This window comes from Enterococcus rivorum (assembly GCF_001742285.1).
GTDB classification, from domain to species: Bacteria; Bacillota; Bacilli; order Lactobacillales; family Enterococcaceae; genus Enterococcus_L; species Enterococcus_L rivorum.
Map to the genome: position 1 here is coordinate 43,164 of NZ_MIEK01000017.1, position 13,731 is coordinate 56,894.

A 13,731-nucleotide genomic window follows, 5' to 3' on the forward strand; every position below is an offset into this window, starting at 1 on the left:
GTTGAAAAAAATGAAGCTCACAGTGACTTTACCTAACCATTCCTATGATTTGACAATCGAAAAAGGATTGCTTTCGTCAATTGGTGAATGGGCGGAAACTTTATGGAATCCTCAAAAAATAGTCGTAATTACAGATAAAAATGTTGAAAAACTTTATGGTGAAAAAGTATTGGAGAGTTTAAACGCTTCACATTTTGAAGCGACTCTGATTGCCGTTGAGCCTGGTGAACAAAGCAAAAGTCTAATGGTAGCTGCAACACTTTATGATTATTTAGCAGAGCAAGGTTTAACTAGAAGTGATGGAGTTATTGCATTAGGTGGGGGCGTTGTTGGAGATTTAGCTGGATTTGTTGCTTCGACGTATATGCGTGGACTCCATTTTTTACAAGTTCCGACGACCCTTTTAGCACAAGTAGATAGTAGTATTGGTGGGAAAACAGCGGTCAATACTAGTAAAGCGAAAAACTTAGTTGGAACGTTTGCTCAACCGGATGGCGTTTTGATCGATCCCCTAACGTTAAATACTCTTGAAAAAAGAAGAGTTCGTGAAGGAATCGCAGAAATTATTAAATCGGCAGCTATAGCAGATAAGCAACTTTGGAATAGACTTGAAGAGTTAGCGAATGAAAAAGATTTACTCACTCATTCGGAAGACATTATTGCCGCTTGCTGCAGAATTAAGCGAAAAGTAGTAGAAGAAGATGAATTGGATAACGGTGTCCGGTTATTGCTAAACTTTGGTCATACGATTGGACATGCTTTAGAAAATACTGCTGGCTATGGGGTGTTGACCCATGGTGAAGGTGTGGCACTAGGAATGAGTAAAATCAACCAAGTAGCAGAAGAAAAAGGACAAACTAAATCAGGAACAACAGAAGAATTAAATCAAATGATTCAAAAGTTTAATTTGCCAATTACAACCGATCATTGGAAAGAAGATGAAATTTTTGAAGCATTAACACATGATAAAAAAACTAGAGGTGGAAACATTAACATTATTTTGTTGGAAGAAATAGGAACAGCAAAAATTGTTAAAATTCCTATTGAAGAAATGAAAGAATACATTAATTAGGAGGGGATTTTATGCGTTTTATCACCGCAGGAGAGTCACATGGACCAGAATTAACAGCGATTATTGAAGGATTACCAGCAGGAATGCCTTTATCAGCAGACGATATTAACTTAGAACTTGCCCGGAGACAAGGGGGATACGGTCGTGGCGGTAGAATGTTGATCGAAAAAGATCAAGTGAGAATTACTTCTGGGGTTCGTCATGGAAAAACATTAGGATCTCCCGTTACTTTGGTAGTAGAAAATAAGGATTGGAAAAACTGGACTTCTGTAATGTCCGTTGAAGAAGTGAGTGAAAAAGAAAAGAAAATCCGTCGTTTAAATAAACCACGTCCAGGTCATGCTGACTTAGTAGGTGGCATAAAATATAAACATGATGATTTGAGAAATGTTTTAGAGCGGTCTTCAGCCCGGGAAACGACTATGCGAGTGGCTATCGGTGCTATTGCAAAGAAAATGCTTAATGAACTACAAATCGAAGTTGCTGGACACGTGGCAATACTTGGTGGCATAAAAGCAACGATACCTGAGAATCTAACCGTATCAGAAATAAAAGAAATATCAGAAAAATCAGATGTGCGTGTTTTAGATCCGACTGTAGAAGTTGAAATGAGAGCGCTAATTGACCAAACGAAAAAAAATGGCGATACAATTGGTGGTGTTGTAGAAGTTGTCATTGGGGGGGTTCCTATTGGTTTAGGAAGCTACGTACAATGGGATCGTAAGTTAGATGCAAAAATCGCTCAAGCGGTAACAAGTATTAATGCTTTTAAAGGGGTAGAATTTGGTATCGGTTTTGAAATGGGAAACAAACCTGGTAGTCAAGTGATGGATGAAATCGTTTGGTCTAAGGAGACAGGATATACCAGAACTTCTAATAATTTAGGCGGATTTGAAGGCGGTATGACAAATGGAATGCCAATTATTGTTCGTGGCGTAATGAAACCAATCCCAACCTTATATAAGCCGCTACAAAGTGTGAATATCGATACAAAAGAACCTTACAAAGCGAGTGTTGAACGCTCTGACAGTACAGCGGTTCCAGCAGCCAGTGTTGTTTGCGAAGCTGTTGTAGCAACGGAAGTAGCACAAGCCGTATTAGAAAAATTTTCTAGTGATTCTTTTGAACAAATGAAGGAAGAAATAGAACAGTATCGTCGTTATACTCAAACATTTTAATGAATAAATAAATGGAGAGAGGAAACGACATGAGGAATAAAATATTAATTGTAGGGCTTGGATTGATTGGCAGTTCACTTGCTCTTTGCATAAAAAAAGAACATCCAGCAACAACGATAGTAGGGTTAGATTCAAAAAAAGAATCACAAGATTTTGCCTTAAAAAGAGGGATGATTGATGAAATAGCTTCTTCATTAAAAAATAATGCACCTGAAGCTGATATAATATTACTTTGCTCACCAGTCAAGACAATGATGAAACAATTGGAAGAGTTAAGTAAATTGCAGTTAAAAGAAACTACTGTGATTTCTGATGTAGGAAGTACCAAAGCTGTAATTATTGAACATGTTAGGGAACTAAAATTAAATAATTTTGTTGGTGGACATCCAATGGCAGGCTCCCACAAATCAGGTGTGACAGCGGCAGATGAAGATCTATTTGAAAATGCCTATTACATTCTTACACCTGTCGATTCTGCTAACAGATACGCTGAAAAAATAATTCAACAATTATTGATAGGAACAAGAGCAAAATTTGTTACATTAACAGCTAGTGAGCACGATGCAATTACAGGTATGCTTAGTCACTTGCCCCATATTATTGCAGCAGGATTAGTGAATCAAAGTAAAGTCTTTAACTTAGAACATCCTCGGTCAAGACAACTGGCTGCCGGAGGATTTAGAGATATTACACGGATTGCTTCCTCTGACCCGCAAATGTGGACAGATATTTTACTAAGCAATAAAGCTCCTTTGTTGAAACTAATTGATGATTGGCAACAGGAAATGTCAGAAGTGTCAAAATGGATTAGCCAAGATAACAAAGAAGCTATTTTCCAATTTTTTTATGAAGCAAAAGAAACTAGAAATCAAATGCCGGTGCATAAAGAAGGGGCGATACCAGCTTTCCACGATTTGTTCGTGGATGTGCCAGATGTTCCAGGAGTAATCGCTCAAATAACTGGGATTCTTGGAGAAGCAAGATTGTCTTTAATTAATCTTAAGATATTAGAAACAAGAGAAGATATTTATGGTATTCTACAATTGACCTTCAAAAATCAAGGAGATTTACGAAAAGCAAAAGAAATAATTGAAAAACAAACAGACTATCTATGTTATGAAAAATAAGGAGGCAATTCTTTGGAATTAGTAACGAATAGACAGAACTTAAATGGGACAATTACAGTTCCTAGTGACAAATCCATTTCACACAGAAGTGTTATGTTCGGAGCAATAGCGAATGGAAAAACAACTATCAGAAACTTTTTACGTGGTGATGATTGCCTGAGCACGATTGAAGCCTTCAGAAAACTAGGAATTAAAATAGAAGATGATGGTGAAACAATCGTTGTTAACGGAAATGGTTTTGGGGGCTTAAAACAAGCGGCAAGTTCAATTGATGTTGGTAACTCTGGAACAACCATTCGATTGATTATGGGGATTTTAGCAGGACAGCCCTTTACAACTACTTTATTAGGGGATAGTTCGATTGCAAAACGTCCCATGAACCGTGTGATGCTACCTCTTAACGAAATGGGCGCCTCTTGCGCAGGAAAAGATAACAGTGAATATCCTCCTTTAACGATAAAGGGGAGTCAGGATTTGAAACCAATCAATTATCAGATGCCGGTAGCAAGTGCACAAGTAAAATCAGCTATTTTATTTGCAGCTTTACAAGCTAAAGGTGAGTCTGTTATTGTTGAGAAAGAAAAAACAAGAGATCATACTGAAGATATGATTCGTCAATTTGGTGGTCAAATCACTGTCAATGATAGAGAAATTAGAATTATTGGCCCGCAACAGCTAAAAGGTCAAGAGGTTGTTGTTCCAGGCGATATATCTTCTGCAGCCTTTTTCTTAGTTGCTGGATTAATTGTTCCAAATAGTAAGATAAGGTTAGAAAATGTTGGGCTTAACCCAACAAGAACGGGAATTATTGATGTCATTCAGAAAATGGGTGGTCAGATCACCGTGGAAGAAACCGGGGATGATGCGAATAAAGCAGGAACGATTACCGTTGCAACAAGTAATCTAAAAGGAATTGAGATTGGTGGCGAAATAATACCAAGATTAATTGATGAATTGCCAATTATTGCATTGTTGGCTACCCAAGCAGAAGGAACAACTATCATTAAAGATGCCGAAGAATTGAAAGTCAAAGAAACCAACCGAATCGATGCTGTAGCGAACGAACTAACAAAGCTTGGAGCAACGATCGAACCTACAGAAGATGGTTTGATTATTCATGGTAAAACAACATTACATTCTGGAAATGTGACGAGTTATGGCGACCATCGTATCGGAATGATGCTTCAAATTGCTGCGTTGTTAGTCAAAGAGGGGACAGTAGTTCTTGATAAGGCAGAAGCAATTAGCGTTTCCTATCCGAATTTTTTTGTGGATATTGAAAAGTTAAACAATTAAAAGGGAGAAATGATTAATGAAGGGGATTATTCTAATTGGATTTATGGGTGCTGGAAAAACAACTGTTGGGAAGTTGTTGTCGAAAGAAACTGGGCTAGAGCAAGTCGATTTTGACGAAGAAATTGTGAAAGAAATTGGAATGACCATTCAAGACTATTTTGCTTTGCATGGTGAAGAAGCATTTAGAGAGCGAGAAACAGAATTGTTAGGGCGTTACTTAAACCATAATAAAATTGTTTCTACTGGTGGTGGGATTGTCCTGCGCCTCGAAAATCGCGAGCTTTTAAAACAAATGGCTCCAGTGGTTTATCTTAAAACAAAACCAGAAGTATTTATTCCTAGATTGAAACAAGATCAGTCGATGGTTCGTCCACTAGTAGTTTCTAAAACAGCTGAAGAAATTAAAGCTATTTTTAATTCTAGAATCCCATTTTATGAGGAAAGTGCTAGTTTAATAGTAGAAACAGATAATCGTACACCCGAAGAAGTAGTAGAAGAAATTTTAGAAAGCATATAAGTAGGTGGCACAGATGAAAGTTGGATATTTAGGACCAGAAGCTTCCTTCACTCATACAGCAACAAAAATAGCATTTCCAAATGATGAACTTGTTCCTTACCATTCTATTCCTGCATGTATAAAAGGAGTAGATAGCAAAGAAATCGATTTAGCAGTAGTACCCATTGAAAACACAATTGAAGGCTCAGTGAATACAACTGTAGATTATCTTTTTCATCAATCGACAATCCCTGTTATTGGAGAAATTGTTTTACCAATTCATCAGCAATTGATGGTTGCAAAAAAAAATTCCAATGACTGGAAAAAAATAACAAAAATACTATCGCATCCGCAAGCCTTGGCACAATCACAACTTTTTATAAGTGAACATTTTCCTTTAGCCGAATTGGAACCGACGCCTTCAACTGCTTATGCTGCTCATTATGTTTCTTCAAATCCTAAAGAAAAAATAGCTGCAATCGCACCAAGAGTCTCTGCAGAAACCTATGATTTAAAGATTGTCTGCAACGATATTCAAGATATTGCTATTAATCGGACACGTTTCTGGGTTTTGGGCTCAAAAAAAATAAGTCTTTCAATTCCTGTTGAAGAAAAAAAGATGACTATTGCGATTACAATGCCGAACAATATGCCAGGAGCACTTCACAAAGCATTATCCGCATTTAGCTGGAGAGAAATTGATTTAAGTAAAATTGAATCTAGACCATTAAAAACTTCATTAGGTGAATATTTCTTTTTAATTGATATTAATGTTTTAAAACCTAAAGAATTGTTAGAGAATGCGATAACAGAAGTACGATTAATGGGAGGAACAGTAAAAATCTTTGGCAGTTATGAAGTCCACTCTATTCATGGTATGTAGAAAGATCTGAAAAGGTCTTTTTATTTTTTATTAAATTTATTTTATGTATTAGGAATTTTTTATAAAATAAGGTATGCTTAAAGATGACTGAAAAGAAGTGAAATGAGGTGGAATAATGAGCCGAATGGATCGTTATAAACAAATACACGATAACGCAAAACCGATAGAAGATAAAAAGGGATTCAATCCTCGTAAAGAGAAAGTGAGACAGCAAGAAGAAACTTTTCAACAACAAAATCAATCAAATAGTCACATTGAAGGTCCAAACTACAGCAATTCCAAAGATAAGAAACCAAAGAAACCTAGAAAAAAGAAACGTTTTAGTTGGCCGAAGCGGATTGCATTATTGCTATTATTTATTATTGGATTATCTGTAGTATTCTTTTTTAAAGGAAAAACATACGCTGAAAATGATACATCTTTGCCTAAAGAATCAGTTGAAACATTTAATGGGGTCAAAAGTGCTAATGGTGCAAAAAACATTCTAATTGTAGGAAGCGATACTAGAGGAGAAGATGCTGGGCGTGCGGATACAATTATGGTCTTACAACTGAATGGACCATCAAAGAAACCTAAGCTAATTTCTTTTATGCGAGACACTTTTGTTGATATTCCTGGTGTCGGAGCGAATAAAATCAATGCTGCCTATGCATATGGTGGTGCAGATTTAGTGCGTCAAACATTGGCTGAAAATTTCAATTTAGACTGTAAATACTATGCAAAGGTTGATTTCCAATCTTTTGAAAGAATAGTTGACTCGCTATTTCCAAGTGGTGTAAAAATTGATGCTGAAAAAGATATTAACTTAGATGGTGTAGATATCGCCAAAGGAGAACAAAAAATGGATGGCCATACTTTGCTTCAATACGCTCGTTTTAGAATGGATGAAGAAGGCGATTTTGGACGTGTTCGTAGACAACAACAAGTGATGTCAGCAGTGATGGGACAATTAAAAAATCCTTTAACGGTAGTTCGCATGCCAGAATCTTTAGGAAGGCTAGTTGGTTATATGTCAACAGATGTTCCTACGAGTTTCATGGTAATGAATGGTCCATCATTACTTCTTAAAGGCAGTGGGGGTGTTGAACGTTTAGCGATTCCGGTTGAAGATTCTTGGAGTTATGGGGAATCAGATTATGCTGGAAGTGTTCTACAAATTGACCTAGAAATGAACCGCTCAGCTATCCAAAATTTTCTTAATCAATAGATGAAAATATTTCAAAGAAGCTCTATTTATGCTATATTAATTATACTGCGGAAAATTATTGAAATGAGGTTACCCTATGAAGATTGCTATTGTAACAGATAGTACGGCTTATTTACCAGATAGAATAAAGAATCATCCTAATTTGTTTGTTATCCCAATTCCAGTGATTTTAGATGGTAAAGTTTACAATGAAGGAATTGATATTGAGGCAGATGAATATTATGATCTGCTTAATAATAGTAATGAATTTCCTACAACATCTCAACCAGCATTAGGAGAAGTTATAGAGTTGTACGAATCAATTGTCTCTAAAGGATATGATACAATTATAAGTATTCATCTTTCTTCTGGGATTTCAGGATTCGTTAATACCTTATCAACGATAAAAGAGTCAATTGAAGGAGCAACAATATATCCTTATGATTCCCGAATAACGAGTTTACCTATGGGGCATATGGTAGAAGTTGCTCTAGATTTAAGCGGAAATAATATCGATTTGCAAAAAATATTTGAAAAACTAGATATCATACGTGATAATACCTATGCCTATTTGGTGGTTGATGATTTAAATAATTTAGTTAGAGGAGGACGCTTGACCAACGGAGCAGCCTTGATTGGTGGGCTTTTAAAAATTAAACCTATTTTGACTTTTGAAGAAGGAAAAATCGTTTTATTTGAGAAGATACGCTCCACTAAAAGAGCTTTTTCTCGTTCAGAAGAAGTTATTGGCAAGCTAAACCAAAGCATTGCGCATCCAGTGAAACTGTATGTTATTCATGCTAATAATTTAGAAGTTGCGGAAGAAGAAAAATTGAAACTTCAGGAACAATATCCTGAGGCAGAAATTGAGATTGGTCATTTTGGTCCAGTGATTGGGACACATTTAGGTGAAAAAGCAATTGGTTTAGCTATTTCAGCCCAATAGATTAAAAGGAACTGTACTAAAAGGAAGAAAAAATTATTTTCCTTTATACAGTTTTCTTTTTTGAAAGAACCACTATTAAATGTTTACTTTAATGTAATTTTCTATTATTTTGTGAAAAAGAGTAGATCTTTACCCAAATCCTTTTGAAAGTAAGGTATACTTAATTACAGGAGGCGGGTAGATGAGAAAAACTGTTGAGACATTGCAAAAAGAAAAATTGAAACAAGTTCAGCTGCTCGCAACATACTATCAGCTTTCAGATGGTTTGCCAGCTGGCAAAAAACGCGATCAGGTGATTCGAGATATCTTGGCCTGTAAGCATAAAATTAAAAAAATTAATGAAAAATTAACAGCGTTAAATACGTCGACTGAAGACTAGTCAAGGGTTTCTCTACTTTACGAGAAAAACAATTTTATCAAGTAAAATGAATACTGGTTTTTTTGTAAAAGGAGGAGCATGTGAGTTTAGATTTTTTAACTGTACTACTAATTGTTTTTGTATTTTTAATGTATATTTATTTGTATTTAGTTCGCTCCAGTGTGTTGATAAAAGGAAAAAAGAATAGGTTGGTAAGAGTAGGAGCCTCTATTTTAGCACTACTAATGTTTTTTATTGCTTTTACAACAGATGGAACAACGAATCAACTAATAAGAAATATTCTATCTGCTCTTATGTTACTTAGTTTTAATCTTGATTCTAAAGGTTTAACGGAGGATCGTATTATTACCACGCCTTTTGATAAATCCGGAACGTTATATACCGATATTGAAAAGATTGTCCTGTTAAAAAAAGCAGATGAGATTCGAATGAATTATTTCAAAAATGGCCATCGAGGTCCATTGATGACATTTATTATTCCTTTAGAAGAGATGATTCCTTTTTTAGCTAAACGATTGAATGAAGAAACGGAATTAAGTATTATTATTGATGAAGAAAATGGGTAATAGAATACTGATGTTGAGATTATCTACATCTCGATATCAGTTTTTTGATTTTGGTCACCAGCAGAAGTTGTTTTAGTAGGTACTTAATTCATGTTTTGTTATAATGGTCAATAGATTATTTCGAGAGGAAGTTTATACTTTGGATAAAGAGTTTGAGCAACGCTTAGCAGATTTGAAAGAAAAATATTGTGAGTTGCCATCAGAAAAAAAAGCAGAAATTGAGCGCCATATAAAAAAGAAGAATTTTTTGAATTATAAAAAAATAGAGTTAATTAAAAAGGATCTTTTGCGCTTAGAAGCTAAAAGAGCACAGTTAGAATTATGCGATCGTAATAAAGAACGAAACCAAGTGGAAGAAAAAATTCGTTTAAAAAAGGAAAAACTACTAAAATGTATTACAAAACAAATAGAATGATGCAAGATAAAAGGAGCTAGGCGATGGATTTTATATATTTAATTATTGTATTTGTATTTGCAATCACTTTTTCCAATGTCTTTAATAGAATCATACCCATCATCCCTTTGCCAATTGTGCAGATTATATTTGGTGTAATTATAGGGTTGACTAGTATAGGAAAGGAAATTGTTTTTGAACCAGAAATGTTTCTAATTATGATAATCGCTCCTTTACTTTTTAGAGAAGGCAAACTAGCAAATACTCGTTCACTTATGAGAAATTTCGATACTATTCTCTTTCTGGCATTTGCAGGAGTCATTATTACCTTATTCAGTGTCGGTTGGGTATTACATTTAATTATTCCAGCATTGCCGATTGCAGCTTGTTTTGCATTTGGGGCAGCTCTAGGCCCAACAGATGCGGTTGCAGTGAATACATTATCTGAAAAAATAAATGTCCCTGAAAAAGTTATGGATATTTTGGCAGGAGAAGGACTAATCAACGATGCATCAGGAGTTACAGCCTTTCAATTCGCTTTAGCGGCATTACTGACAGGTAGCTTTTCCATCGCTAATGCCACCGTTACGCTGTTTGTTTCCAGTATCGGAGGCGCAGTTGTGGGTGCAGTCTTAGTAATGTTCAAACGACAAGTAGTTCAAGTTTTAGAAAAAGTTTCAGCTAAGGACGTTACAGGTTATTTGTTGTTAGAATTGCTATTACCCTTTCTAGCTTACGCTTTAGCAGAACATTTCGGTGTTTCAGGAATTATTGCAGCAGTGATTGCAGGAGTAATGCAATCAGCTGGATTTAAAAAACTTTCTCTTTTTGAAGCAGAGCTTGCAAGTGTGTCTGAAAGCACATGGGGAACAATTAGTTTTTCTCTTAATGCGCTAGTTTTCCTTTTTCTAGGAATAGAACTGTCTCAAGTCTTTTCTCCGATTTGGAATAGTGAAGCTTATTCAAATAGCTTTATGCTACTAGTTATTTTACTGATTGCAATCACGTTGTTTCTTGTTCGATTTCTCTCAATTATTGTTATTTATACCATAAAAAATGGATTTAAAAAGATGAAAACAATGATGAATGAAATCTTGATTTTGACTTTCGGAGGAGTAAAAGGTACGGTTAGTTTAGCGACTGTTTTTATTTTACCTTTAACGATCAATGGGCAAAGTTTTCCTGAAAGAGCCTTGCTTCTTTTTATTACTGCTTGTGTTATTTTAGTTACCTTAGTTGGTGGCATGGTTGCTCTTCCATTTTTAACAGAGTCAGATGAACCTGAAGATACTAATGATGCTGAAATTGATCTACTAAAAGCGGTAATTGAAGAATTAATTATTGAGAACGAAAAAAATCCGCAAGTAGAAATGAATGTAGTAATTGAAAATTATCAAGATCGGATTAAAGAACTCTATACGAAACAGCTTTCTTCTGAAAAAAGACAAGATGTGCAAGAGCTTCGAGCACTAATTGTTTCAATTGAACGCGATGGACTAGAAGAAAGTTTTCGTCAAAAAGAAATTGGAGTTGAAGGCTATCGTATTTATCAACGATTAATTTCTCGAATGGAACGCTCGATTGCTCGTCAATTGTTGTCAATCATTGGCTTTTGGTTGTTATTTGTAAGACAAGTAATTACTTTTTTCATTCATCCTAAACTATTTTGGGTAAACAAGAATGAAGCAAATCGTAGAGAATACCATAAAGAAGAGCTAGAAAATGTGCGAGAAGTGTTCTTACAAAATACAGAAGTTATACTGAAAAGTTTAGATAACTTGAATGGTGTTTATGACGATGATTTGATCCGTTTTTTCATCAATGGACGATTACAGTTGGTTCGAAGATTGGAAGATGGTACGCTAATTGACTCATTTATTGTAAAATCACAATCAAACTATATTAAAGAAATGCTAATTGGGTATCATGAAGAACGAAAAATGATTGATCTTTTTGAACTTAATGGGACGATTTTATATTTTGCTGCAAACGAATATCGAAAAAATGTGAATTTATTAGAATCATATTCGATTAATGATTTTCATTCATCTAGCATACCGTTGCCAATTAAAAGAGAATTAGATCGATTAACAATAAAATAAATGTAAAGTAAATTTTATCCATAGACAACAAAGTTAATTTAGTGGTCATTATTCATCATTTAAGGGAATAATGGCTAACAATCAATTTTTGTTGTCTTTGGAAAGTGTCTAAACTTCGAATGAATCAAAATAACCAATAAAATAGATTGACAGCTAAATCAGTAATCGCTATAATTTAGCTATATTCATATTTGAACGTTTAAGTGGATTAGTAGAGACCAACCTTATTACCAATAGAGAGAAAATTATTTGCTGAAAGATTTTCATGTAATAAAGTCCTTGAACCTACCAACTAAAGTTGCCTGTTTGCACGGTTAATGACCGTTATCCATTAGAGTTGTAAAGCAATGCTTTAAATTAGGGTGGTACCGCCATATTATATGGTCCCTGAATTAGAGGAATTGCTATTTTTTTTGCAAATAATTTAACTAAGGTAGGGATACTTAAATGAAGTAGTCAATAAAATTTCTGTTGAAACAACTATTCATTCAGAGATGTTTGTGAATAAAAATGAGGAAAAAATATTTCTTAGAAATACGATGACGAGGTGGAAAGAATGAGTCAAGATTTTGTAAAAGATATTACGAAAAGGGATGTCGATTTCGCTCAATGGTATACAGATATTGTTAGAAAAGCGGAATTGGCTGATTATTCAAGTGTTAAAGGCTGTATGGTTTTACGTCCAGCGGGCTATTCGCTTTGGGAAAATATCCAACGTTATGTAGATGATCGATTAAAAGAAATGCGCCATGAAAATGTTGCAATGCCAATGCTAATTCCAGAACACATGCTACTTAAAGAAGCAGAACATGTGGAGGGATTTGCACCTGAAGTCGCTTGGGTAACACATGGTGGAGATAGTGAATTAGCGGAACGTTTAGCAATACGACCTACTTCAGAAGTTTTATTTGCAGAGCATTTCCGTAACATTATCCATTCATATCGTGACTTACCAAAATTATACAATCAATGGGTAAGTGTTGTACGCTGGGAAAAAACCACACGTCCATTTTTAAGAACAACTGAATTTTTCTGGCAAGAGGGACATACATGCCATGTAGATCATGATGATGCGGATAGAGAAGCGTTATTGATTTTAGATTTATACAAAGAAGTATGTGAAGAAGTCCTAGCGATTCCAGTTGTTGGAGGAAGAAAAACTGAAAGCGAACGTTTCGCAGGTGCTATTGAAACTTATACAAATGAAACACTAATGTATGATGGAAAAGCTTTACAAATCACAACTTCTCATCATTTGGGAGACAACTTTGGGAAAGCTTTTGATATTAAATACACTGCAAAAGATGGCAAAGAAAAATTTGTTCATCAAACCTCTTGGGCGATTACTACTAGGTCCATTGGAGCGCTAATCATGGTTCATGGAGATGACCGTGGAATGGTTATGCCACCAAGAATTGCTCCTGTTCAGGTAATGATTGTTCCAATTGCGCAAAATAAAGCTGGTGTTTTAGAAAATGCTAAAGCACTTGAAGATAAATTACATTCAGAAAAAATTCGTGTTCGTTTGGATGATAGCGACAAAAATCCTGGTTGGAAATTCAATGAAACCGAAATGAAAGGTATTCCAGTGCGAATCGAAATGGGACCTAGAGATATTGAAAACCAGCAAGTGATCGTTGTTCGTCGTGATACTGGCGAAAAAATTGCGATGCCAATGGAAGGTCTAACAGAAAATATCGTTAAATTATTAGATGAAATTCAAAAAAATCTTTTTGAAAGTGCTAAAAAACGCGCCGATGAAAAGACTGAATACATGGAAGACCGTGAAACATTTAATGCACGAATTGAAAAAGGTGGATTTGCTGTAACTCCTTGGTGTGGCGACGCATCTTGTGAGGAAAAAGTAAAAGAAGAAACTACGGCAACTTCGAGATGTATGACATTTGAAGACAATGAAGAACCGATTGTTGGAAAAACCTGTCCACATTGCGGTAAAGAAGCGAAGCATATTGTTCACTGGGCGAAAGCTTATTAATTACTAATTAAAAAAGAGAGTGGGACAATAAACTACTATTTATAGAAAACAGAGACGATTTTGACTATTATTATCAAAATCGTCTCTGTTTTTTCTTTTGAAAGAGCTTT

General features: G+C 35.1%; 13 protein-coding genes. All 13 read left to right on the forward strand.

The features are described 5' to 3' along the window. Positions 1–10: 10 nt before the first annotated feature. The 13 genes from aroB to proS all read left to right on the forward strand — a co-directional run bounded on the left by aroB (position 11) and on the right by proS (position 13,621). Positions 11–1,072 carry a 3-dehydroquinate synthase gene (gene aroB / locus BCR26_RS07445; RefSeq protein ID WP_069698352.1) on the forward strand — a complete coding sequence of 354 codons (1,062 nt, stop codon included), beginning with the start codon at positions 11–13 and terminating at the stop codon, positions 1,070–1,072. Between the two features lie 11 nt (positions 1,073–1,083). Next, complete coding sequence (gene aroC / locus BCR26_RS07450; protein WP_069698353.1) at positions 1,084–2,250, forward strand: chorismate synthase; 1,167 nt, start codon at positions 1,084–1,086, stop codon at positions 2,248–2,250. A gap of 29 nt (positions 2,251–2,279) precedes the next feature. After that, on the forward strand, positions 2,280–3,377 hold the full coding sequence (locus BCR26_RS07455; protein WP_069698354.1) for a prephenate dehydrogenase: 1,098 nt from the start codon (positions 2,280–2,282) through the stop codon (positions 3,375–3,377). A 12-nt stretch (positions 3,378–3,389) separates the two neighbouring features. Continuing rightward, positions 3,390–4,673 carry a 3-phosphoshikimate 1-carboxyvinyltransferase gene (aroA, locus tag BCR26_RS07460; RefSeq protein ID WP_069698355.1) on the forward strand — a complete coding sequence of 428 codons (1,284 nt, stop codon included), beginning with the start codon at positions 3,390–3,392 and terminating at the stop codon, positions 4,671–4,673. A gap of 16 nt (positions 4,674–4,689) precedes the next feature. Beyond that, positions 4,690–5,190, forward strand: a complete 501-nt coding sequence (locus BCR26_RS07465) for a shikimate kinase (RefSeq protein WP_069698356.1) — start codon at positions 4,690–4,692, stop codon at positions 5,188–5,190. 13 nt (positions 5,191–5,203) lie between these two features. Then, positions 5,204–6,052 (forward strand): prephenate dehydratase, encoded by an 849-nt coding sequence (gene pheA, locus BCR26_RS07470; RefSeq protein WP_069698357.1) that lies wholly within the window; start codon positions 5,204–5,206, stop codon positions 6,050–6,052. A 115-nt stretch (positions 6,053–6,167) separates the two neighbouring features. Further along, positions 6,168–7,259 carry an LCP family protein gene (locus BCR26_RS07475; RefSeq protein ID WP_069698358.1) on the forward strand — a complete coding sequence of 364 codons (1,092 nt, stop codon included), beginning with the start codon at positions 6,168–6,170 and terminating at the stop codon, positions 7,257–7,259. Positions 7,260–7,335: 76 nt separating this feature from the next. Continuing rightward, a complete protein-coding gene (locus tag BCR26_RS07480; protein WP_069698359.1) occupies positions 7,336–8,184 on the forward strand; it encodes a DegV family protein in 849 nt (282 codons plus the stop codon). 181 nt (positions 8,185–8,365) lie between these two features. Continuing rightward, complete coding sequence (locus BCR26_RS07485) at positions 8,366–8,563, forward strand: hypothetical protein (protein ID WP_069698360.1); 198 nt, start codon at positions 8,366–8,368, stop codon at positions 8,561–8,563. An 80-nt stretch (positions 8,564–8,643) separates the two neighbouring features. Further along, positions 8,644–9,129, forward strand: a complete 486-nt coding sequence (locus BCR26_RS07490; protein ID WP_084387058.1) for a hypothetical protein — start codon at positions 8,644–8,646, stop codon at positions 9,127–9,129. A gap of 103 nt (positions 9,130–9,232) precedes the next feature. Then, positions 9,233–9,544: a hypothetical protein gene (locus BCR26_RS07495; RefSeq protein ID WP_084387059.1), complete on the forward strand. Its 312-nt coding sequence runs from the start codon at positions 9,233–9,235 to the stop codon at positions 9,542–9,544. A 23-nt stretch (positions 9,545–9,567) separates the two neighbouring features. After that, positions 9,568–11,625: a cation:proton antiporter gene (locus tag BCR26_RS07500; RefSeq protein ID WP_069698362.1), complete on the forward strand. Its 2,058-nt coding sequence runs from the start codon at positions 9,568–9,570 to the stop codon at positions 11,623–11,625. Positions 11,626–12,181: 556 nt separating this feature from the next. Further along, positions 12,182–13,621: a proline--tRNA ligase gene (gene proS / locus BCR26_RS07505; RefSeq protein ID WP_069698363.1), complete on the forward strand. Its 1,440-nt coding sequence runs from the start codon at positions 12,182–12,184 to the stop codon at positions 13,619–13,621. Positions 13,622–13,731 lie beyond the last annotated feature (110 nt).

Coding starts and splice junctions, on each gene's coding strand:
- aroB (WP_069698352.1), top strand. CDS start 11: ATGAAGCTCACAGTGACTTTACCTAACCATTCCTATGATTTGACAATC.
- BCR26_RS07485 (WP_069698360.1), top strand. CDS start 8,366: ATGAGAAAAACTGTTGAGACATTGCAAAAAGAAAAATTGAAACAAGTT.
- BCR26_RS07455 (WP_069698354.1), top strand. CDS start 2,280: ATGAGGAATAAAATATTAATTGTAGGGCTTGGATTGATTGGCAGTTCA.
- BCR26_RS07500 (WP_069698362.1), top strand. CDS start 9,568: ATGGATTTTATATATTTAATTATTGTATTTGTATTTGCAATCACTTTT.
- BCR26_RS07475 (WP_069698358.1), top strand. CDS start 6,168: ATGAGCCGAATGGATCGTTATAAACAAATACACGATAACGCAAAACCG.
- pheA (WP_069698357.1), top strand. CDS start 5,204: ATGAAAGTTGGATATTTAGGACCAGAAGCTTCCTTCACTCATACAGCA.
- proS (WP_069698363.1), top strand. CDS start 12,182: ATGAGTCAAGATTTTGTAAAAGATATTACGAAAAGGGATGTCGATTTC.
- BCR26_RS07480 (WP_069698359.1), top strand. CDS start 7,336: ATGAAGATTGCTATTGTAACAGATAGTACGGCTTATTTACCAGATAGA.
- BCR26_RS07465 (WP_069698356.1), top strand. CDS start 4,690: ATGAAGGGGATTATTCTAATTGGATTTATGGGTGCTGGAAAAACAACT.
- aroC (WP_069698353.1), top strand. CDS start 1,084: ATGCGTTTTATCACCGCAGGAGAGTCACATGGACCAGAATTAACAGCG.
- BCR26_RS07495 (WP_084387059.1), top strand. CDS start 9,233: ATGGTCAATAGATTATTTCGAGAGGAAGTTTATACTTTGGATAAAGAG.